The 21347-nt window shown below is 67.8% G+C and carries 20 protein-coding genes; 8 read left to right on the top strand and 12 right to left on the bottom strand.

What is annotated here, in order from left to right; all coding sequences use genetic code 11:
* Positions 1–65 precede the first annotated feature (65 nt).
* Positions 66–797: an AzlC family ABC transporter permease gene (locus IWX65_RS07115; RefSeq protein ID WP_196881719.1), complete on the top strand. Its 732-nt coding sequence runs from the start codon at positions 66–68 to the stop codon at positions 795–797.
* On the top strand, positions 794–1105 hold the full coding sequence (locus IWX65_RS07110; protein WP_196881718.1) for an AzlD domain-containing protein: 312 nt from the start codon (positions 794–796) through the stop codon (positions 1103–1105). The genes IWX65_RS07115 and IWX65_RS07110 overlap by 4 nt, the downstream gene beginning before the upstream one ends.
* Before the next feature lie 19 nt (positions 1106–1124).
* Here IWX65_RS07110 and IWX65_RS07105 read toward each other — a convergent pair whose 3' ends face one another.
* Genes IWX65_RS07105 through IWX65_RS07085 form a run of 5 tightly spaced genes read right to left on the bottom strand, consistent with a single transcriptional unit; the run spans position 1125 to position 7044 of the window.
* Positions 1125–1466, bottom strand: coding sequence for a YnfA family protein (locus IWX65_RS07105; RefSeq protein WP_196881717.1), 342 nt, complete (start codon positions 1464–1466; stop codon positions 1125–1127).
* Between the two features lie 27 nt (positions 1467–1493).
* Positions 1494–2615: an acetate/propionate family kinase gene (locus tag IWX65_RS07100; protein WP_196881716.1), complete on the bottom strand. Its 1122-nt coding sequence runs from the start codon at positions 2613–2615 to the stop codon at positions 1494–1496.
* Positions 2612–4693: a phosphate acetyltransferase gene (gene pta, locus IWX65_RS07095; RefSeq protein ID WP_196881715.1), complete on the bottom strand. Its 2082-nt coding sequence runs from the start codon at positions 4691–4693 to the stop codon at positions 2612–2614. The genes IWX65_RS07100 and pta overlap by 4 nt, the downstream gene beginning before the upstream one ends.
* Before the next feature lie 50 nt (positions 4694–4743).
* On the bottom strand, positions 4744–5901 hold the full coding sequence (locus IWX65_RS07090; protein WP_196822336.1) for a fatty acid desaturase family protein: 1158 nt from the start codon (positions 5899–5901) through the stop codon (positions 4744–4746).
* 54 nt (positions 5902–5955) lie between these two features.
* Entirely contained in the window at positions 5956–7044 is a 1089-nt protein-coding gene (locus IWX65_RS07085) for a ferredoxin reductase (protein ID WP_196881714.1), read from the bottom strand.
* Positions 7045–7144: 100 nt separating this feature from the next.
* Here IWX65_RS07085 and IWX65_RS07080 point away from each other — a divergent pair, with 100 nt between their 5' ends.
* Positions 7145–8347, top strand: a complete 1203-nt coding sequence (locus IWX65_RS07080; RefSeq protein WP_196881713.1) for a PucR family transcriptional regulator — start codon at positions 7145–7147, stop codon at positions 8345–8347.
* Positions 8348–8480: 133 nt separating this feature from the next.
* Here IWX65_RS07080 and IWX65_RS07075 read toward each other — a convergent pair whose 3' ends face one another.
* The 6 genes from IWX65_RS07075 to IWX65_RS07050 are packed head-to-tail and all read right to left on the bottom strand — an operon-like array spanning position 8481 to position 16205.
* Positions 8481–9533 carry a phosphotransferase family protein gene (locus IWX65_RS07075; RefSeq protein WP_196881712.1) on the bottom strand — a complete coding sequence of 351 codons (1053 nt, stop codon included), beginning with the start codon at positions 9531–9533 and terminating at the stop codon, positions 8481–8483.
* Positions 9527–10735 carry an aminoglycoside phosphotransferase family protein gene (locus IWX65_RS07070; protein WP_196881711.1) on the bottom strand — a complete coding sequence of 403 codons (1209 nt, stop codon included), beginning with the start codon at positions 10733–10735 and terminating at the stop codon, positions 9527–9529. The genes IWX65_RS07075 and IWX65_RS07070 overlap by 7 nt, the downstream gene beginning before the upstream one ends.
* The gene (locus tag IWX65_RS07065; protein ID WP_196881710.1) at positions 10732–12555 is read right to left on the bottom strand and encodes an ABC transporter ATP-binding protein; all 1824 of its coding nucleotides are present in this window, start codon (positions 12553–12555) and stop codon (positions 10732–10734) included. The genes IWX65_RS07070 and IWX65_RS07065 overlap by 4 nt, the downstream gene beginning before the upstream one ends.
* On the bottom strand, positions 12552–13697 hold the full coding sequence (locus IWX65_RS07060) for a glycosyltransferase family 4 protein (protein ID WP_196881709.1): 1146 nt from the start codon (positions 13695–13697) through the stop codon (positions 12552–12554). Before IWX65_RS07060 ends, IWX65_RS07065 begins: the two co-directional genes overlap by 4 nt.
* The gene (locus IWX65_RS07055; protein WP_196881708.1) at positions 13694–15016 is read right to left on the bottom strand and encodes a glycosyltransferase family 4 protein; all 1323 of its coding nucleotides are present in this window, start codon (positions 15014–15016) and stop codon (positions 13694–13696) included. The genes IWX65_RS07060 and IWX65_RS07055 overlap by 4 nt, the downstream gene beginning before the upstream one ends.
* Positions 15003–16205: a glycosyltransferase family protein gene (locus tag IWX65_RS07050; RefSeq protein WP_196881707.1), complete on the bottom strand. Its 1203-nt coding sequence runs from the start codon at positions 16203–16205 to the stop codon at positions 15003–15005. The genes IWX65_RS07055 and IWX65_RS07050 overlap by 14 nt, the downstream gene beginning before the upstream one ends.
* A 193-nt stretch (positions 16206–16398) precedes the next feature.
* Here IWX65_RS07050 and IWX65_RS07045 point away from each other — a divergent pair, with 193 nt between their 5' ends.
* The 4 genes from IWX65_RS07045 (at position 16399) to IWX65_RS07030 (ending at position 19503) form a co-directional block, all read left to right on the top strand.
* The gene (locus IWX65_RS07045; protein ID WP_196881767.1) at positions 16399–17712 is read left to right on the top strand and encodes a UDP-glucose dehydrogenase family protein; all 1314 of its coding nucleotides are present in this window, start codon (positions 16399–16401) and stop codon (positions 17710–17712) included.
* Positions 17713–17756: 44 nt separating this feature from the next.
* Positions 17757–18098, top strand: coding sequence for a thiamine-binding protein (locus IWX65_RS07040; RefSeq protein WP_196881706.1), 342 nt, complete (start codon positions 17757–17759; stop codon positions 18096–18098).
* A gap of 107 nt (positions 18099–18205) precedes the next feature.
* On the top strand, positions 18206–18619 hold the full coding sequence (locus tag IWX65_RS07035) for a GNAT family N-acetyltransferase (RefSeq protein WP_196881705.1): 414 nt from the start codon (positions 18206–18208) through the stop codon (positions 18617–18619).
* A 71-nt stretch (positions 18620–18690) separates the two neighbouring features.
* Positions 18691–19503 (top strand): spermidine synthase, encoded by an 813-nt coding sequence (locus tag IWX65_RS07030; protein ID WP_196881704.1) that lies wholly within the window; start codon positions 18691–18693, stop codon positions 19501–19503.
* A 70-nt stretch (positions 19504–19573) separates the two neighbouring features.
* On the opposite strand, the gene IWX65_RS07025 is transcribed toward IWX65_RS07030, so the two are convergent.
* Positions 19574–20467 carry a LysR family transcriptional regulator gene (locus IWX65_RS07025; RefSeq protein ID WP_334683713.1) on the bottom strand — a complete coding sequence of 298 codons (894 nt, stop codon included), beginning with the start codon at positions 20465–20467 and terminating at the stop codon, positions 19574–19576.
* Between the two features lie 99 nt (positions 20468–20566).
* Here IWX65_RS07025 and IWX65_RS07020 point away from each other — a divergent pair, with 99 nt between their 5' ends.
* Positions 20567–21343 (top strand): 3-hydroxybutyrate dehydrogenase, encoded by a 777-nt coding sequence (locus tag IWX65_RS07020; protein ID WP_334683712.1) that lies wholly within the window; start codon positions 20567–20569, stop codon positions 21341–21343.
* Positions 21344–21347 lie beyond the last annotated feature (4 nt).

Below are 21347 nucleotides of genomic sequence, written 5' to 3'. Positions count from 1 at the left end.
TTCCTACTATTCCCTTCATCGACACAAATGGAAAGTTTCCTTCCTGCCCGGCATAGCCTAGGGCAGTGATACTTTCCGAATCGCCCGCCGTGAAGGTGGGCCTTTCCATTGCGGTGGCGACGGGCCTCTACGGGCTCTCCTTCGGTGCGTTGTCCGTCTCGGCCGGCCTCGATCTGTGGCAGACGATGGCGTTGAGCCTGCTGCTGTTCAGCGGCGGCTCCCAGTTCGCGTTCATCGGTGTGATCGCGGGGGGCGGCAGCGGGCTTTCAGCGTTGTCGGCCTCGGCGCTCCTGGGTATCCGGAACGGGGTCTACGGCATGCAGCTCAACCTCCTGCTTCGGCCTGCGGGCTGGCGGAAGCTGCTGGCCGCCCAGGTCACGATCGACGAATCGGTGGCCACCGCGACCGGCCAGACCGACCCTGCCGAGCAGCGGCGGGGGTTCTGGGCCGCAGGCATCGGGGTATTCGTGCTGTGGAATATCTTCACCGGACTGGGCGCCCTGCTGGGAGCGGCCATCGGTGACCCGGCGCAGTGGGGACTCGACGGCGCGGCCGCCGCAGCGTTCCTGGGACTCCTCTGGCCGTGGATCCAGGCGAAGGAGCCCGCTGCGATCGCCGTGGTGTGTGCCGTCGTGACCGTCCTTGCGGTTCCCTTCGTCCCGCCGGGAGTTCCGATCCTCATTGCCGCAGTGGTGGCCGCGGCCCTGGGCCTCTCCGGTCTCGGTCCGGCCACCGAGGGTCTGAAACCCGACGTCGACCCCTATCCTTCCGTTGTCGACTCGGAGAAACCGGCATGACTCTCTGGGGTTGGATCCTCATTGCCTGCCTGGTCTCGATGGCCACGAAACTCGCCGGTTACCTGGTGCCCACGAAGCTGCTCGATAACCCGCGCATGCTCCGGGTCGCCGGGTCGGTGACGATCGGCCTGCTGGCGGCGTTGACCGCCGTCAACACGGTGGCTGCCGGGACCCAGGTCGTCGCGGATGCCAGGTTGGCGGCACTCGCGGCGGCAGCGATCGCGCTCTGGTTTCGTGCGCCGTTCCTCGGAGTGGTCGCTGCAGGCGCAGCGGCTGCTGCGCTCGCCAGACTGCTCGGGGCAGCCTGACGAATTGCGGCGACCACATTCAGGAGGCCGGTAACCGCGGCGCGAACATGATCACGGCAACCCCGGCCAGGCAGATGGCGGAACCGGCGAGATCCCATCGATCGGGGCGGAACCCGTCGAAGACCATTCCCCAGGCGAGCGAGCCGGCCACGAAGACGCCGCCGTATGCGGCGAGGATGCGCCCGAACGAGGCATCGGGCTGCAGAGTCGCGATGAAGCCGTAGACACCCAGCGCCAGAACGCCCAACCCTGCCCACCACCACGGACGGCCTTCGCGCACTGCCTGCCAGATGAGCCAGGCGCCGCCGATTTCCGCACAGGCGGCGAAGATGAACAGTACGACTGATTTGGTGATCGTCATACGCCAAGTGTGCCCGAGCGGGCGCTGTCAGCCCGAGGTGACGACCGCGGTCGTCGCCTCGGCGATCGCCGCTTCCTCGTCCGTGGGCACCACCAGCACGGGAAAGGCTGATCCGGCGGTGCTGATGACGCGGGCTTCCGCGCCGCGGGCCGCGTTCTCGGCGTCGTCGAGCACCAGGCCCAACGCGGTCAGGCGCTCCACGGTTGCGGCCCGGAAGCCCGCTGCATTCTCACCGATTCCGGCGGTGAACACGAGCGCCTGCGCGCCACCCACCGCCACGTGGTACGCACCGATGTATTTCGCGAGACGGTACGCCGCCACCTCCAGGGCGACCTGTGCGCGATGGTCCCCTGAGGCAGCCGCCTCGTCCACCGAGCGCATGTCATTGGTCCCGGTCAATCCCCGGAGGCCGGATTCCCGGTTCAGGAGCGCATCGAGGTCGTCGGCAGAGTAGCCCTCGCGCATCAGGAACAGCAGGATCGAGGGGTCGATGTCGCCTGACCTCGTGCCCATCACGAGGCCTTCGAGCGGGGTGAAACCCATTGACGTGTCAATGCTCTTCCCATCCTGCACGGCGGTTACCGATGCTCCGTTGCCGAGGTGCGCGATCACGCCGCTGAAATTCCCCGGCTCGACGCCCAGCAGGGCAGCGGCTCCGCGGGAGACGTACTCGTGGCTGGTGCCGTGGAAACCGTAGCGGCGGATGCCGTACTTCCGGTAGAGCTCGTCGGGAACCGCATACCGCCACGCCCGCTCGGGCAGTGTGCGGTGGAACGCGGTGTCGAAAACCGCCACCTGGCTCATGTCCGGCCACTTCCGGGTGATGGCGCGGATCCCCTGCACCGCAGCAGGATTATGCAATGGTGCCAGGGGGTTCAGGCGTTCGATCGCCCGCGTGATCTCATTGTCGATCAGCACTGGCTCGCTGAACCGCTCGCCGCCGTGGACCACACGATGGCCGACGGCGTCGATCGTGCGGCCGCCGAGGGTGTCCGTCAACTGCCGGTCGACGAGGTCGAGGGCTGCCGTGTGGTCGGGCACTTCGGCCTCGCCGATCCTCTCGATCAGACCCCCGGCGAGGACGCTCCCGCCTTCCCGGACCTGGTACTTGAGCGATGACGACCCGGAATTGATGACGAGGACGATCATGGGAGCCTTTCCTGCTGGGCCTGCACTGCGGTGATGGCTACGGTATTGACGATGTCCTCGACGGTGCACCCGCGGGACAGGTCGTTGACCGGTTTGCGCAGCCCCTGCAGGACGGGACCGACGGCGACGGCACCGGCCGATTGCTGCACCGCCTTGTAGGTGTTGTTGCCGGTATTGAGGTCCGGGAAGATGAAGACCGTCGCCTGGCCGGCGACCGAGGAACCCGGCAGCTTGGAGGCGGCCACCGAAGCGTCCACGGCGGCGTCGTACTGGATGGGCCCCTCGACGGCGAGTCCGGGCTGCCGTTTCCGGACCAGTTCAGTGGCGCGGCGCACCTCGTCCACCGCGCCGCCCGAGCCCGATTCGCCCGTCGAATAGGAGAGCATCGCCACGAATGGCTCCACGCCGAACTGCGCCGCGGTCTCGGCGGAGGCGATGGCGATATCGGCCAGCTGTTCCTCATCGGGATCAGGATTGACGGCGCAGTCCCCGTAGACCAGCACACGGTCCTGCAGGAGCATGAGGAACACCGAGGAGACGATCCGGACGCCGTCCTTGGTCTTCACGAATTCGAGCGCGGGGCGGATGGTGTTCGCCGTGGTGTGGGCGGCTCCTGACACCATGCCGTGCACGGTGCCGAGCTGGACCATCATGGTACCGAAGTATGCACCCTCGAGCATACGCTCGCGCGCCTGCTCGATCGATACGTTCTTGTGCGCACGCAGGCGCACATACTCGGCGGCGAACTCCTCCCGCAGCTCCGACGTCTCAGGATCGATCAGGGTCAGCCCGGTGAGGTCGATGCCCTGGCCGGAGGCGAGCTCGCGGATGCGGGCCTCCGGACCGAGGATCGTCAGGTCGCAGACATCACGCCTGCGGAGGATCTCGGCTGCCTTGAGTACGCGGACATCGGTGCCCTCGGGAAGCACGATGGAGCGGCGCTCGGACCTTGCCCGCTGGATGAGTTCGTGGAGGAATCGCAGCGGCGTCATGCGGACGGCCCGGGGAAGTTCGAGGCGCTCGAGCAGCTCGGTCTCATCGACGTGCCGGGACCAGGCGCCGAGTGCCGCGGCGGCCTTGCGGCGCAACCCGCTCGCGATCTCGCCCCGCACCTCGCTGACGCGCCGCGCGGCGGTGTAGGTGTCGTCGTCGAGCGTGAACACGGGAAACGGCGCCTGTGCCAGCAGGGCGAGGATGTTGGGATCCGGCGCGAGCCCCCCGGTGAGGATCATTCCCGAGGGCACGGGGAACTCGGGGGAGAACGACGACGCCAGCGTGGCCACGAGGACGTCGGCGCGGTCGCCGGGAACGATCACGAGCGCACCGTCGGTCAGGAGGTGGAGGAAATTTCCCACGTTCATGGCGGCGACCCGCACCGAGGTGACATCGCGCTCAAGGTTGGAACTGCCGGCGATCTGGCGGGCTCCGAGTTCCGCCGAGACTTCGGAAACGGTGGGCTGCGAGAGCTCGGCGAGCTCCGGAATCACGTACACGGGGCGGCCGGAGCGGCCGGGCCGCACGTGTGAGGCGATCTCCGCGACGGCGTCGTCGGACGCCCGGTTCACCATCATGGCCAGCAGCGACACCTTGGCCGCGTCGAGTTCGCGGCGTGCGACGTCGACGGTGTCAGCCGCCTCCGCGACCGACATCCCCTTCGCGCTGACCACGGCGAGCACCATGGCGCCGAGGTTGTTCGCGAGGCGCGCGTTGAGGTCGAACTCGACGGCGGCGTCGTTTCCGCTGAGGTCCGTGCCCTCCACGATCACGACGTCGCACTCGGCCGCAATCTCCCCGTAGATGGCGACGCACCGCGCGTCGATCTCCGCGCGGTCCCCGGAGACGAGGAGCGCCCGCGCCTCGGCCCTCGTCAGGCCTCCGCGCGAGCGCTCCGGGGACAGGTTGAAGCCGCGCTGCAGGAGCCGCACCATCGGATCCGCCGCGGGATCATCCCCTTCCACGATGGGCCGGAAGAAGCCCACGCGGTCGGCGTGCCGGTGCAGCATGTCGGCAAGCCCCAGGGAGATCAGGGACTTGCCGGAGCCGGGGGTCATGGCGCTCACATAAATTCCGCGGGTCATTGCCCCATCCTGACAGGCTCGTTCACCGCTGGCCATCTGCGGACCAGGTGTTATGCGGTTGCGGGCGTCCCCTCTTTGCCTGAGCCCTTGCCGGGGAGGGCGAGCTTGAACACCTTGGCCCAGGTGGACGCCACCTGCTTGGGCAGCGGACCCGTGGTGTAGGGCAGGCCGTAGCGGTTGCAGATCTCGCGGACGCGGACCGCCACCTCGGCGTACCGGTTCGACGGCAGGTCGGGGAAGCAGTGGTGCTCGACCTGGTGGGAGAGGTTGCCGGTCATCAGGTGCATCAGCTTGGACCCGGAGATGTTCGCGGAACCGATCATCTGCCGCACGTACCAGTCACCGCGCGTTTCACCCTCGACCATTTCCTCGGTGAAGGTGTCGGTGCCCTCGGGGAAGTGTCCGCAGAAGATGACGGCGTGGGCCCAGACGTTGCGCACCGCGTTGGCGACGAGGGTGCCGTAGAGCGCCTGCTTGCCGGATCCCGTCAGCATGGCGACGGCAGGGGTTGCCGCGTAGTCCTTGGTGAACTGCTTGGCAGCCTTGATGCCGACTGCCTTGAGGTCCCGCTTCATGTCGGCCTTGGACTTCAGGCCTTCCTGGTATTCCGGAAGCTCAAGGTCATAGAGCGCGATTCCCCATTCGAAAACGGGGGCCAGGATGGCGTTGTACAGCGGATTGCCCAGGTTGAAAGGCTTCCACGGCTGGTCGGCATCCATGCGGAGGAGGTTGTATCCGACATCGCGGTCCTTGCCCACCACATTGGTCCAGCGGTGGTGGAGGTCGTTGTGGGTGTGCTGCCAGGACCTGGCGGGCGTCACGAAGTCCCATTCCCAGGTGGTGGAGTGGATGTCGGGGTCCCGCATCCAGTCCCACTGGCCGTGCAGCACATTGTGGCCGATTTCCATGTTCTCGAGGATCTTGGCGAAGCTCAGCATCGTGGTGCCGGCAACCCACGCGGCTTTGTTGCGCCCGAACAGGAGGGCGCCGCGGCCTGCGAATTCGAGACCGCGCTGGACCTTGATGACGCGGCGGATGTATGCGGCGTCGGTGGCTCCGCGCTTCGCGAGGATGTCGTCACGGATCGCGTCGAGCTCGACGCCCAGCTCGGCCACCTGCTCGTCGGTGAGGTGGCGTGCCGCGTGCGGGCGGACGAGCGGGTGGCCGGAGGCTGCCAGGGCTCCTGGCCGGGTCAGGGTAGTCGTCATGGGTTGTGCTCCTTAGGAATCGGATGAGAAATCGGTGGTTGCAAGTACTTCGGTCTAGTGGTCGAGATTGACGGGTCCGGCGGCTGCCGAAACACACGTCTGGATGAGTTGGCCCGGATCGCCGTGCACTTCCCCGGTCCGGAGGTCGCGGACCTGCCCGGCCCGCAGTGGCAGCAGGCAGCTGTGGCAGATTCCCATGCGGCACCCGCTGGGCATGAGGATGCCTGCGTCCTCACCGACGTCGAGCAGCGGCGTTTCCCCGTCCGCCTCGATCTCGCGGTCGGAGGTCTCGAAGGTGACCAGGCCGCCGTCGTGCCCCGCCCCGCCCGCGAGGCTGGTGCTGAACCGTTCGATCGTCAGGCTTCCCGGATCCGCATGGCCGGGTTCCGGATCGGTGCGGGGAAGGGCCGACTCCGCTGCCCAGAAGAGCTCGGCGTCGTCGAGGAAGCCTTCCGGCCCACAGGCATAGGCGGCACGGGAGCGCCAGTCCGGGCACAGTCCGTCGAAGGTGCCCGCTGTGAAATCGAGCCGGCCGCGCTCCTCGGTGAACCAGTGGGTCACCCGCAGGTTGGGGAACTGGTCCGCGAGCTCATTGAGTTCCTCGCGGAAAAGGCTCACCTCGGGGGTGCGGTCCGAGTGGAGCAGTACGACGTCGGCGTCCGGGCGACGCGGGACGAGGGTGCGGATCATCGACATGACGGGGGTGATGCCGCTTCCGGCTGTCAGCATGAGGAGCGCACGGGGATGTTCCGGAAGAACGAAATCGCCCTGCGGCGGTGCGAGGAAGAGGACGTTCCCCGGGCGTGTGTTCCGCACCAGGACGTTCGAGACCGCACCGGCATCGGTCACGGTGATGGCAGGGTCCTGGCCGGCCGCTGCGCTCAGCGAATAGGACCTCCAGTGCCGCACGCCGTCGAGCTCGACGCCGATGCGGGCCCACTGGCCGGCGCGGTGGGCATGCCAGCCGGGCCCCGGACGGAAGTAGATGGTTGCCGAGTTTTCGGTCTCCCGCTCCACGCGGGTGACGACGCCACGCAGCTGCCGAGCCGAGAAAACCGGGTTGAACAGGGCGAGGAAGTCTTCCGGTGTGAGCGGAGTGATGAGAGCAGACGCGGCGCGTGCCAGTCTGGGGAGCCGGATCATATACTCAAGCTTAGAACGGTTTGCGTTCCGATTCTTCTATCCGGGCATACGATTAGGGTCGGCTAACTAGCTCGCCGAAACAAAAGGTCTGGTGTATAAGATGTCCGCAGATCGCCTTCCGGCACCTGCCCTCGACCCTCCCTGGCTTGGACTCCCACGCGAAGTCAGTGACATGCTGAGGCCGTTGGTGAGCGGAATAGTCGAAGCCATCATCGAGGCCGTACCGCAGTTGGTGCCGGCCTACGCGCGCCCCATGGAGGGGCGGTTCGGCAGCGGTCTGCGCGGCGGGGTCGCCGTCGCACTCGACCGGTTCCTGCAGCTCCCCGGAACACGGCTGCCCGCCCTCTCCGAGGAAAGCCGGCAGTTGGTGGCAGGCCTCGGCAGGGGTGAATTCCGGCAGGGCAGGAGCATGGACGCCCTGCTGAGTGCGTACCGTACGGGTGCGCGCGTCACCTTCCGCGAGATGTCCAAAGTGTCGGTGGAGAACAATCTGGGCCTCGGCGTGGTGGTCAACCTCGGTGAATCCATCCTTGCGTATATCGATGAACTCTCGGCGGTGAGTGCTGAAGCATATGCGTTCGAACAGTCGGAGCGCGCAGGAGCTGTGGACCGGCGTCGGGCCGAACTGCTCGAATTGCTGTTGATGGGTCAGTCGGATGAGACGGCCCTCCGCCAGGCAGCGTCCATGGCGGACTGGGCGCTCCCGGCACGGCTCGCCGTGGTGAACCTGCCGCTCGAGCGGGCGGAGGGCCTTCGGATGCGGCTCGGTCCCGGTTCGCTGGTGATCGAACGCGAGACCGACGCCGTCGCCCTTGTTCCTGAGCGGCCGGCTCCTGCGGCACGGACGGAACTCGCCAGGACCCTGCGGGGCCGCGGAGCCTCGGTGGGTCCGGCGGGAGGCCTGGAGCAGGTCCCCGATTCGCTGCGGCTGGCCATCCTCGCTGCCTCGATGCTGCCTCCGAGGGAAGGCCCCGAGGACCCGCCCATCTGGGCGGACGAGCACCTGACGCAGGTCATCCTGGGTGCTGAGCCCACTGCGATCACCGAGCTGGCGCAGCGGAGGCTGGCCCCACTGACTGACCTGCCTCCGGCGCAGCGGGACAAGCTGGCTGAGACACTGCTGTCCTGGTTGAGGCACTGGGGGCAGCGCAGCCTCGTCGCGGCCGAGCTGGGGATCCATGCGCAGACGGTGGGCTACCGGGTGGTGCAGCTGCGGGAGCTTTTCGGTGATGAGTTGAAGGACCCGCAGGGCCGGTTCGAACTGGAAATGGCGTTGCGAAGCGGGTGGCTCACTCCCCGTTGATGCAGGCCGCCCTAACCGGCATCCGGCCTGGGCGCCGGCCGCAAGTCCTCAACGAGCGGGGGTGGGGCGGGACGCACCTCGGAGTGGAGCCACCGTATCCGTGTGGGTGGCGTGGATACCGGCGTCGGGGATGTCAGCTGTCGAGGACCCGTCTCGCCCAGTCCTCCGCCAATGACCGGTAGGGCGGCCGGAAGGAGTAGACGCAGGCCAGCCGAAGCCGCGTCGAGGCGGCGTAGGCCAGGAGCCGGTCCGACGACACCGCCATGGCCGACGCAGTGCTGTGAATGGCGTCGCTTGCGAACTGCTCCGCGGCAGTGGAGAGTATTCCCTGCTCGCGCCGGAACTCAAGATGCACCAGGAGGTTGGCCAGGTCGAGTGCCGGTTCGGCAAGGGCCAGGGTGTCGCAGTCGATCAAACCGATCGTTCCCTCCGCGGCGCTGAACAGCATCTGCTTGTCGTGCAGGTCCCGGTGGGCGAGGACCGGGAGCTGCGGCGCCCCCGACAGCAGGCGGCGCTCCACCTCCAGGGCCGCCTGCTCCAACTTTTCCGGGCGGATGTCGAGCTGCCCGGATTCCACGCACCGCTCGACCCATTGCCGAAGCGTGGCACCTTCATCTCCGGGGGAGTGGGTTGCAGGGGCTGTGCCGGGAGGGTTCGCTGCCAGCAGGGGCCATTTCCGCGACCAGAGTTCCCACCCCTGCGTCCATCCGTTCGGCAGGCACGGTTTCCCGAGGGCTGCCCTTCCCAGTTCATGGAAGCTCGTTCCACGCACCAGGGACAGGGTGAGACCGCCCGGGAGGGTGGAGACGACGTCGGGCGTTTCGACACCGGCGGGCACCGCCAGGGTCCGCATGCGGCGGTGGGCGGCGGCCACGGTTTCTGCCTTGCCCGGAGGGAGGATCTTCCGGTACCCGTCACCGACCCTGAGAACCGCACGTTTCCTGTAGCGGTGGACCACCAGATCACCGTTCCCCAGTGCGCCGGCCAGGTCGCCAAGGACCGGATCCTTCCCGTAGGGGACCAGGGTGGCCTTCCCGAGGGAATCGACGACGCCGGCGCGGATGAGACCGCCGTCGTTCTCCCGGGCCTCGAACGTCAGCCCGCCGTCGCTGCGGGGCCAGGCGCGGTGGACGGTGGCCGCCCTGCCGGCGGAGTCCGTGACCGCCCCGGGAATAAGGCTCAGCACAGGAGGTCCTCCATCAGGTCCAGCCTGGCTTCCATCTCCTCGGACCAGTTCGGTGAACACGAGCGGAAGGGGTCACCAAGGCGGCTCAGGAGGTGGAAGACCACCCAGGGAAGGACCTCCTCGCGGCTGACGTCCCGGAGGCCCGCACTGTAGCCCTCGAGCATCGTGCCGGTCAGCGGAAGCCCGAAGACATCCGGGACCTGTGCGGGTACAGGCATTTGAAGGAGCTCGACGGCCGCGAAACTTCCCAGGTCGGCTGCCGCCGCGCCATAGGTGCAGCGGTCGAGGTCGATCAACCGGATGTCGGAGCCGTCAACGAGCACCTGGTCGGCCGAGAAGTCGCCATGGATCAAGGCGGCGTGCCCCGGTCTGCGCAGGAGGGGTTCGAGGGCGCCGGAAAGGTTCTCCAGCCGTTCCGCCAGCGGCGGGACGAGGGAGGAATTCCGGGCCACGTGGTGCGCCAGAGCTGCGGCCGGAGCGTGCGAGCCCGGGGTCAGGGAGGCCGGTGGCTGGGCGTGCAGCAGCGCGAGCGCCTGCCCTGCCGCGAAGGCGGGGGCGTCGGTGCCGGCAGTACCAGGGCCGCTCACCGGACGCATACTGAGGTCGCCGCTACCGAACCAGGGGAAGTAGCGCAGCCCTCCGAGGTCAGGCAGCCCTGCGGGGTTGGCCTGGGTCAGTACCGGCACTCCGCCCGCGACAAGACGTTCGAGCAGGTCCGCATCGGCCCGATGTGCGGAGCCTGTCTTGCAGACTGTCCGGGTGTGCCCCTGCCCGACGGCGAAGACCACCCTCCGGTGCGGGTTGTAGTTGAGGACGGACCATTCCTCGAGGATGCCGGAGCTTCGAAAGGGCCGCAGGGTCTTGTACAACCGCGGATCGAGTTCGATCGGCCCTGACACCAGAAACTGGCCGGGTGCGTCGGGAAGCGGAATGGTTTCAAGGGCAACACCGGTTTCCGCGGCTCGGCGGAGGGTTTTCTCGACCTTGGCACCCTTCCCCGGCGCGTACGCCGTCAGCCAGCGGATGCCGCCGTTGTCCTCGCGCAGGCGTGCCACCACTGACACGCCGGGCTTGTGGCGGAGGCGGTTCGCCCGCACCGGACGTCCGAGCAGCGCGCTCAGCCTCGGCGGGTCGAACAGTACGCCGAGCGCGGGCAGGGCGGGGTCGACGGCGGCCGGGGAACGGGTCTTCAGGGCGGTCATTCGGCGCCTCCCGTAGAAGATCCGGTGGACCGGACCTCCCCGGCGGTTTCCCGCTGTGCCCAGGCTGCGAACATCGGGTCCTTTCTCAGGTCGTCGGGGGTTCCTTGAAGCAGGACGCGCCCGTCCTGCAGCCAGATGATGCAGTCGGCATCGAGGGCCACGGACGGCTCATGCGTGATGGTGATGGTGGTGCGGTCCCGTGTCAGGGTTTCGAGGCCGAGGAGCACCTCCGACCGCGAGTCCTGGTCCAGTCCCGTGGTCACCTCGTCGAGGATCACGACGGGAGCGTTGCGCAGCAGCGCCCGGGCGATGGCGATGCGCTGGCGCTGGCCGCCGGAAAGGGTGCCGCCGCGCTCCCCGACGACGGTGTCGTACCCGTCCGCGAAGGCCGATACGAATCCGTGGACGGAGGCGGTCCGGGCGGCGGATTCCACCTCGGCATCGGTGGCATCGATCCGCCCGTACCGGATGTTCTCGCGGATGGTCCCGGTGAACAGGACCGAATCCTGGAGGACGAGGCTCACGTTGGCGCGCAGGGAAGCGAGGGTGATGGCGCGCAGGTCCCTGCCGTCGAGATGCACCGATCCGGACACGGGGTCCATCATCCGAACCAGCAGTGAAACGAGCGTGGACTTTCCTGATCCGGAGGGCCCGACCACGGCGGTCCTCCGGCCACCCAGGAATGTCAGCGTGACGTCCTTCAGTACAGGAGCGGCGGCGGCATAGCCCGCTGTGACGTTCCGCAGTTCCACGTCACCCCACACCTTCCCCAGGGGCGCGGCGTCCTCGGCGTCCCGGATATCGACCTGCTCATCGAGGAGATCAGCGACCCGCTCCCCAGACGCAGTGGCGCGGGCGATCCGGCCCGTGTATTTCGCGAGGTCCCGCAGCGGTTTCATGGAGGTCTTGAGGTACATGAGGAAGAGGACGAGGTCCCCGGGGGTCATGGCACCCTGGACCACGCGCCAGCCGCCGCCGGCGAGGACGACGGCGGTGGCGAACCCGACGATCACGTCGGTGCGCCTCTCCAGCGCCGCCGCAAGCCTTCGCGACTGCACGCCGTCCCGGAGGGTCTTCTCGTTGCTGGCGCCGAAGCGGTCGGCGAGGGTCTCCTCGAGGCCGTACGTCTGTACCACCTTGATGGCGCCGAGGCTTTCCTGCGCGGTGTTGGCCAGCGCACCCTCGCCCTTGCGGGTGCGCCGTGCCGCCACGGTGATCTTCCCCGTGCTGAGGCGGGAGAGCAGGAGGAACGATGCGCAGGCGAGGGCGACCACGAGCGCCAGCAGCGGATCCAGCCAGAACATGACGCCGGCCATCGCGACGAGCGTAATGCAGTTGGCGAGCAGGGGCAGGCCCGCGCTGACACCCACTTCCTGGAGCCGCCCGACGTCGCCCACCAGTCTCTGCACCGTGTCACCAGTGCGCGCCGAGGAGTGATAGCGGGCGGACAGCGCCTGGACGTGGCTGAACACCCGGCCGCGCAATTCGGTCGCCACCCGTGACCCGGTCAGGGCGAAGGCCACCGTGGCCAGGAAGTTGCAGAGCGCACGGAGCCCGGTGAGCAGTACCAGGGCGGCACCGCAGGCAAGGAGGAAGGCCGGCGTGGCAACCGGTCCCGTGCCGGCGAACTCCGCTCCCAGGCTCCGAGTGATCGCGTCCACCACGTATTTCACGGGCCAGGGCTCGAGCACCCGGAAAGCCACTTCGAAGAGGAGCGCGAGGACGCCCCCACCCATGAGGGCCTTGTGGCGTCCAAGATGGGGCCGGATGATGCCAAGCGTCCGGCGAAGCGGTTGCTGCTGCACGCCCTGGTTACTCATGGTGTCCCTTCCAGCGGGATTCCTGCAGTGATGCGCTGCAGCACGCCGTCCCAGTTGTGGCCGGCAGTGGCCATCCTGCGGGCGGCAGCCGACATCGCAGCACGGGCCAGCGGTGCTCCGGCCAGGTCGTCGATCGCCGCAGCAAGTGCGTCCGGCCGGGACGGCTCGACGAGGATGCCCGTGACGCCGTGGTCGAGAATGGACGGGACCTGCCCCACCTTGGAGGCGATCACCGGCAATCCGGCCGCACAGTATTCGTAGATCTTCAGCGGCGAAAAGTACTGGTCCTCGGCACTGGCCGACGCCGGATACGGTGCGCTGGCAATGGCGCATCCGGCCAGGGCTGCGGGCACTTCCGCTGGGGAAAGAGCTCCGACGAACTCCACTGCCACATCCCGGTCCGCGGCCAGTTTGCGGAGCGCCGGCCCCTCGGGGCCGTCTCCGATGATTCTCAGGGCCCACCCGCCTGCGGACACAGCCTTCGCTTCGATCAGGGAGTCCACTCCGTGCCAGGGCTTCAGGGTCCCGACGAACACCACCACGGGCATGCCTCCGGACTCTGGGGTGGGGCGGATGCGTTCTCCGTTCACACCGTTGGGCACCACCTGCACCTTCTCCCTGTGCTCGGGCAGGACGCGGTCCTGGACCCAGCGGGCCACCGGGGCCGAGACACACGCAACCCGAGTGGCTCCCGCGACCTGGGAACGTAGGGAGTGCCGGGCCGCAGGCTCATCGTGCAGGGCCCGGTGGGTCCGCTGTTCATCGATCAGCGGTGCGTTCACCTCGAGGAGACCGGGGATTCCGCGTGCCGCCGTGACCCGAGCCAGGGCATCGCTGAAGAGCGAGTACCGTTCATACACCACGGTGGTTCCGGCTGTGATGGCCTGCTGCGCAAGGGCGGCTGCGGCGTCCGCCTGGAAGCGCTCGCGGTCGGCGCCGTTGCCCTTGGGGATGCGGTGTAGCACCACCGGAACAGCCGCGAGGTCCGCGGGGACGTCGTCGCCCGTGCGCGTGCAGTACAGCGTGACCTCCGCGCCGAGTGCCCGCCAGCTCCGGAGGATTTCCTGCACATGCACCGACGCACCCTTGGATCCGAAGACGGGCACACCGGGGTCGATGCAGAAATATGCCACCCGGATCATGACGCCCTGACCGGCACGCCGCCGAAGCTGCCCGCCATCCCGGCGGGAGAAACTGGCACGGCGGCTGTCCTGGACGGCACGACGGCGGTGCGGGCGGCACCCGACGCCAGTTCCCGCAACCGCTCCGACTGCACCCGCGAGTCGAAGCACCGCTCGATCAGCTCGCGTGCCGCACCCGCGGTTCCCTCGCGGTCGAAGGAGTCCGACGCCGAGAAACGGAGTGCGTCCACGAGTTCGGCCGTTCCGCCGGAGCGGATCAGCACGCCGGTCCTGCGTCCCGCGGCGTCCGTCATCACTTCCGGAATTCCCGTGATATCGCTCGCGATGCAGGGTACACCAGTGGCCATGGCCTCGAGCAGTACGGTGGGCAGCCCGTCCATATTGCCGTCCTCACCGACCACGCAGGGAGCAACGAAGACGTCCGCCCAGCGGAGCAGGTCGACCACCTCCTGCTGTGTCCGCGGCCCCAGTAGGGTGACGGTGTCCGAAAGCCCGAGGCGGTGGATCTGTTGCTCGAGATCCTCCTGCAGCAGTCCACCGCCGGCGATCCTCACCTCAACGGCCGTTCCGCTGCCGATCAGTTCCGCGGCGGCGTCGAGGAGCAGATGGAAGCCCTTCTTCTCGACGAGCCTGCCCACGGCGACGATCCGGAAGGGATTCCGGGGCGGGGACGGAGGAGAGTAGGCGAAGCGGTCGAGCTCCAGCCCGTTGTACACGCGGTGGATGGCGGGCGCCTGATCCGGGGCCAGGTCGCGGAGGTAGGCGAGGTTGAAATCGCTGACCGTGACCACGTGGTGCGCGTGCCCGATCAGGCTGATCAGGGTGGGCTGGTCCACTTCCTCGTGGAAGATGTCCTTGGCATGCGCGGTGAAGGAGAAGGGGATGCCGGTCAGGGCCGACGCGATACGGGCCGTGCGCGCCGCGACGGAGCCGAAGTGCGCATGGGCGTGGGTGATGCCGCGGCTGCTGAAGAGCGTGGCCAGCTCGATCCCCTGATGAACGTCGAGGGGGTCCATGTTCACCAGGCTGGGCAGGATGTCGGCGAAGCGCTCCCCGAAACCTGGCATCTCCTGGTGGGCGGCCGCCATCATGGTCCACCCGTCGCTGAGCTTCGCGGGTTTCGTCACGTAGGTGACCGGTGCCTGGACCCGCGCAAGTTCGGGGTGGAACCGCGGGTCCACGGGTGCCCGGAGCGAGAAGATCTCGAGTTCCTCCCCGGCCGCTTCCCGGGCAAGGATTTCTGTCACGATGAAGGTTTCCGAGAAACGCGGGTAGATCTTCAGCACGTAGGCGGTGCGGGAAGGGTTAGACGGCTTCACTGGAGGTCCGATCTTCGAGAGGGTGGGTGTCCAGCAGATCGGCCGCCAGTCCGGCCACCGCTTCAAGGCCGGCAAGATCCACTGTCGAGCGATCGACGTCGGAACCTGCCACCGAGGTGAACCATCGGCTCAGTTCCGCGGAGGTGAATTCCTCCGGGTGGCAGACGTCGAGGAGGTCATGCCGGGCCAGGGACTCCGCGCGGATCAGCTGCTCGCGCCTCGGGCTGATGCGGGGGACGATCAGCGCGGGGGTGCTCGTGCTCATGATCTCGCAGACCGAGTTGTACCCACCCATGGAGACGATGGCCGAGGCTTCCTTGATCTCCGCCAGTGCGTCCCGCACCGAGCCCAGCACCCGCGTGCCGGGTTCCGCCGCCTGTTCGACCTGGGTTCGGTGTTCCCTGGGCAGTTGTGGTCCGGTGATGATGAGGTGCTCGTACTTCTCGGGAAGGGTGGCCCGGGCCGCGGTGAGCAGGACGTCGAGGCCGTCCGACCCCCCTCCGGCCATGGTGAGGAGGTACGGCCTCCGCGCGCCACTGGTACGGCGCCGCGACACCCGTCCGGCGGAGAGGTATCCGGTGTAGCGGACCAGCGGGCTGAGCCGCGGAGGGATCTCGCCTGTCCGCACAGGGTCATGGAAACCCGGATCACCGTAAACCCAGAGCGCATCGAAGGTGTCCGCGAGGTGGTCGAGGTCACCGAGGTTCTTCCACTCCCGTTTCGCAACGCTCGGGCTGTCAAGGACTTCCCGGAGCCCCAGCACTATCCGGCAGGCGGGCCGTGCCTCGCGGAGCGCCACCAGCGCCTGTCGGAGCTCGCCGTCGACGCCGAAGGCGTGGCGGTCCACGATCACGAGGTGGGGCTTGAACTGGGCCAGCACGGCGTCGGTCATGGAGGAGCGCAGGCGAACGAGTTTCTTCTGGCCGATCGCCAGGTGGCGGGGGGTGTACCCTTCAGCGCCCTTGCGAATGCCCGGCAGCACCACCCAGTCCCACCCCTCGGGGCTGTCGAATCGCGTCGCAGAGGATTCTCCGGTCACGAGCAGGCCGGTGACCTGGCGGCCGGTGAGCCCGGGGAGCGTGGCAGCCAGCGCATGGGCGATTGCGAGATTGCGTCGGGTATGCCCCAGTCCCTGTGAATCGTGGGAGTAGAGGACGACCCGGAGTTCCTTCTTCAACTTGTGTGACATTGTGCGCCTTCATTGAGCCGTCTCCTGTTGGTGTGCTTCTGGTTCCCCATTCAGTCAGGCCCGGATGAGACCTTGGTGAACGCTTGATGAGAGAGCTCTCATGAGATTGTTCTCATCCGTCTCTAACAGGTGTCTCATCTTGGAATTCCTAGAATCGGACATGAAAGCTATCCCAGCACCAGGACCGACCCCCATGCGCATTTCCGTGATCGGCTGCGGTTATCTCGGGGCAGTGCACGCAGCCTGCATGGCGAAGCTCGGCCACGAAGTGGTGGGCGTCGACGTCGATGAACGCAGGATTGCCGAGCTGCAGGAGGGGCGTGCGCCCTTCTTCGAACCGGGGCTGCCCGAGCTGTTGGAGGAAGTCCTCGTCTCGGGGCGGTTGAAGTTCAGCTCGAATCCGTCCGATATCAAGGGGGCGCAGGTCCACTTCCTGTGCGTGGGTACTCCGCAGCGGAAAGGCGAGTATGCCGCTGACCTGCGCCACCTCGATGCTGCCTTCTCCGGGCTGCTCGACTCGGTGGAGCCCGGGAACGTGATCGTGGGCAAATCCACGGTGCCCGTCGGCACCGCCGCCCGGCTGGCCGACCGTCTCCAGGGGCGTCACCCGGACGCGGTACTCGCCTGGAATCCCGAGTTCCTGCGCGAGGGGTTCGCCGTCAAGGACACGCTCCATCCTGACCGCTTCGTGTACGGCGTACCGTCGGGTGACGCCGGGGCCCGGGCCGCCGCCATGCTCGACGGCGTTTACGCTGCAGCGCTGGCGGAAGGCACACAGCGTTTCACCACGGACTATGCCACTGCCGAACTGGTGAAGGCCGCAGCCAACTCGTTCCTGGCCACCAAGATCTCCTTCATCAACGCCATGGCCGAGGTGTGCGACGCCGCGGGAGCGGACGTCACCCTGCTTGCCGACGCCATCGGTGCGGACGAGCGCATCGGAAGGAAGTTCCTCAACGCCGGCATCGGCTTCGGCGGCGGCTGTCTTCCGAAGGACATCCGCGCCTTCATGGCCCGCGCCGGGGAACTCGGGGCCGACCAGGCGCTTACTTTCCTGCGCGAGGTCGACGACATCAACGTACGCCGTCGGATCCGCGTCGTGGAGTTGACCCGCACGCTGGTGGGCGGTGCCCTTCTGGGTAAGCGCATCACCGTCCTCGGTGCCGCCTTCAAACCCGACAGTGACGACGTCCGCGACTCCCCGGCGCTGAGCATCGCCGCCCAATTGCAGTTGCAGGGAGCGGATGTGACCGTGACCGATCCCCAGGCGCTCAGCAATGCCCGGGTCCGTTTTCCCGAACTGACTTTCGAGCCCCAACTCGACGTAGCCCTGGAAAAGGCCGACGCCCTGCTGCTGCTCACCGAATGGGACCAATATCGGGAGCTGTCGCCCGCTGCCGCCGGAGCCGTCGTGCGGCACCGGAACATCCTCGACGGCCGCAACGTGCTGGATGCCGGCCGGTGGCGGAGCGCCGGCTGGAACTATCAGGGCATCGGGCGGCCATAGCCAATACATAGCCCAGGACGCCTGCCGCATGCCAGACTGGGCACATGCTCGTAGCCTTCTCGATTGCCCCGTCCGGCTCCTCCGACCTGTCCCGTGAGAACCCCGAGGGGTCGGTGCATGACGCCGTGGCGGCCGCCGTCGCCGTCGTGCGGGAATCGGGCCTTCCCAATTCCACGGATTCGATGTTCACCACCATCGAAGGTGAGTGGGACGAGGTGATGGCGGTGGTGAAGCACGCCACCGAGGCGGTAGGCCGCTACGGCAGCCGCGTCTCGCTGGTGCTGAAGGCCGACATCCGGCCCGGTTACTCCGGGGAACTGACCGGGAAGGTCGAGCGGATGGAAGCGGCCATCGCGGAGCAGGAACAGTACGAGGGGCACTCCTGACGCAGCACCTCACACAGCAGTGCCTCATTCGGGCAGCGAGCGTCGACGACGCCGAAATCTACGCCCGCACCCACGTCGCGGCGCTGCACGAGACGTATGCGCACATCATGCCGCGCGAGTTCCATGAGCATTACGACGCCGAACTGCCCACTCTGATCGAGCGGCGCCGCGGATTGCTCGAGGACGCCGCAGGAACGCCGGGAGGAGCGCGGAGCTGGCTCGCGTTCGACGCCGACGGCGTTCCGGTGGCGATCGCGACGTCGGGGCCGGGCCGGGATGCCGACCGCCCGGACTTCGAGCTGCACCATATCTATACGTTGAACCGGACGCACGGGTCCGGGCTGGGTCAGCGCCTGATCACCACCGCCATCGGTGAGAAACCGGCGTACCTCTGGATCCTCGAGGGCAACCCGCGGGCCGAGCGTTTCTACGCACGCAACGGTTTCATCCCCGACGGCACGACGATGCTGTGCGGTCCCACCTGGCACTTGCGGCCGATGTTCCGGATGCACCGCCAGTAGCATTACGGCATGCCCCCGTTAACTCCCCGGTCCGTCGTTGTTGCCTTCCATGGAATCCGGAGGAGTCACTGATGGCCCGCGCCGCTGCGCCGCAGCCGGTGTACGGGGAGTTTCCGATCGACACCGGAACCTGCGAGCTGGAGCCGGATCCCTACAACTCCAACGGGTGGGTGCTGCGGATCAATGGCGTGCCGAGCTCGCATATCGACCTCACCGATCCGCTCCGCCTCGACTTCGAGTACATGCGCTGGACCGCCTCACTGGTCGATGCCCGCTGGGAAGCGCAGGCAAAGCTCAGGGTCCTCCACCTCGGCGGGGGAGCCTGCACCCTTGCGCGTTACTTCGCCACTGCGCATCCTCATGCACGCCAGGTGGTGGTCGAACTCGACGGCAGGCTCGCCGAACTGGTACGCGAATGGTTCGATCTCCCCCGGGCGCCGCTGGTGCGCATCCGCGTGGGAGAGGCGCGCGAGGTCACGCAATCGCTGAGCGCATCGAGCCGCGACCTGGTGATCCGGGACGTCTTCGCGGGAAGCCTTACTCCTCAGGCCCTCACCACGGTCGAGTTCACCCGGGAGGCCAAGGACGTGCTGGCGCCCGACGGCGTGTATCTGGTCAATTGCGGTGATCGCCCCGATCTCAAGATGGCGCGGCGGGAGGCGGCGACGATCGGTTCATTGTTCCAACACCTGGTCATCATTGCTGACCCTGCGATGCTGAAGGGCCGCAGGCACGGCAACGTCATCATCGCGGGAAGCGACGCTCCGCTGGGCGACAGCCCCTCCCTCGCGCGGGAGCTGCTCGGCGGCGGCGTACCGGCGCACCTGTGGCAGGACGCGCAGGTGCGGAAGTTCGCGGCCGGTGCGCAGGTGCTGAGGGACTGACCCGCCGTGCCGGTTGCGTTCAATTCCGGCCTGCCCGGCAGGTCCACCCTTCAGCCGGTTCCAACTGTAGCTAGCCCCGCCCCAGCAGCTCGGGCTCGAACTCCGCCGTCGCCTGCCGCAGGGCCCGCACGACGGCGGCCACAGCAGGCTGGCGCAGCGAGTCCGGCCGTGCGACGAGCCAGTAGTCCAGCTTTTCCGCAATGTCCTCCGGCAGGAGCCGCACCAGGTCCGGGTGCAGGTCCGCCATGAAGCAGGGCAGGAGGCCCAGGCCCGCGCCGGCGCGTGTTGCCTCCACGTGCACGAAGACGTTGGTGGAGCTGAGCGAGTCCCGCATCGACGGCAGGAGCCGCCGCGGAGCGTCGAGGCTGTCCACCTGAAGCATGGAGTCGATGAAGTACACCAGCGGATGTGCCAGCACTTCATCGACCGACGTCGGCCGTCCGTGCTCCTCCAGGTAGGACCGCGCTCCGTAGAGCCCCAGCACGTAGGCACCCAGGCGCACTGCTTCGGCCCGGTGCACCTGCGGTTCTCCCACCACCACCTCGAGGTCGAGTCCGCTCCGCGTCTGGGAGGCACGACGCGTCGCGGCGACGATCTCGATGCTCAACCCGGGGTTCGCCGCGCGCAGCCGGGCAAAGGCCGGAGCCGCGATGTAGGCACTGAAACCGTCGGTCGCGCTCATCCGCACGACGCCGGTGAGGGCGCCGCCGTCGTCGTCCGCCAACTGGGCGACGGCCTCGGCGACACCCTCGGCCGCACGGACGGCCCGTCGGCCGCGGTCGGTCAGCTCCCAGCCTCCACTCGAGCGCAGCAGCACGTGCCCGCCCAGGGACTTCTCGAGGGCGGCAATGCGCCGGGACACCGTGGTGTGGTTCAGGCCGAGTGAATCGGCTGCGGAGGTGAACCGTCCGGAGTTGGAGACGGCAAGCAGGATCAGGAGATCCTGCGGATCGGGGAGTGGCACTTCTGCAGTATTGCAGACCGCTCCTGCTGATCTGGTTATTGCCGGCCACCGGAACCTGCACGAATACTCGATAGGTCAGCGTCGACCGAGGAGACTCCCATGAGCATCATGCCCAACCCGCCCCAGCACGGAAAGTCCCTCGAGGGCCGGCGCGCGATCGTGACCGGGGGTGCCAGCGGCATCGGCGCCGCGTGCGTGCGCGCCCTCGCAGCCCGCGGCGCCGTCGTGGTCGTGGCCGACCGCGATGCCGACGGTGCGGAGGCGCTCGCCGCGGAGGTGAACGGCGAAGCGTGGGCTGTGGACCTCCTGGACACGCGGTCGCTTGAGACCCTCAGCCTGGACGCCGACATCCTGGTCAACAACGCCGGCATCCAGACCATCAGCCCCATCGAGGAGTTCGATCCCGCGGCTTTCCGGCGCATCCTCGCCCTGATGCTCGAAGCGCCGTTCCTCCTGATCCGTGCCTGCCTGCCGGCCATGTACGCGAAGGATTTCGGCCGCATCATCAACGTGTCATCGGTCCATGGGCTGCGGGCCTCTCCCTACAAATCGGCCTATGTGGCAGCGAAGCACGGGCTGGAGGGGCTGTCGAAGGTCGCCGCGCTGGAGGGCGGTGCCCATGGCGTCACCAGCAACTGCGTGAACCCGGGCTACGTGCGCACCCCGCTCGTGGAGAACCAGCTCGCCGACCAGGCGCGGCTGCACGGCATCACCGAGGACGAGGTGCTGTCCAAGATTCTGCTCACGGAGTCGGCCATCAAGCGGCTCGTCGAGCCGGCCGAAGTGGCCTCGCTCGTTTCGTGGCTCGCTGACGACGACGCCGGCATGGTCACCGGCTCCTCCTACGTCATGGACGGCGGCTGGTCCGCGCGGTAGGGCT

The organism is Arthrobacter sp. CAN_A214, assembly GCF_015751955.1.
In the GTDB taxonomy this organism is placed as follows: domain Bacteria; phylum Actinomycetota; class Actinomycetes; order Actinomycetales; family Micrococcaceae; genus Arthrobacter_D.
This window is presented reverse-complemented; position numbering and strand designations above follow the sequence as displayed.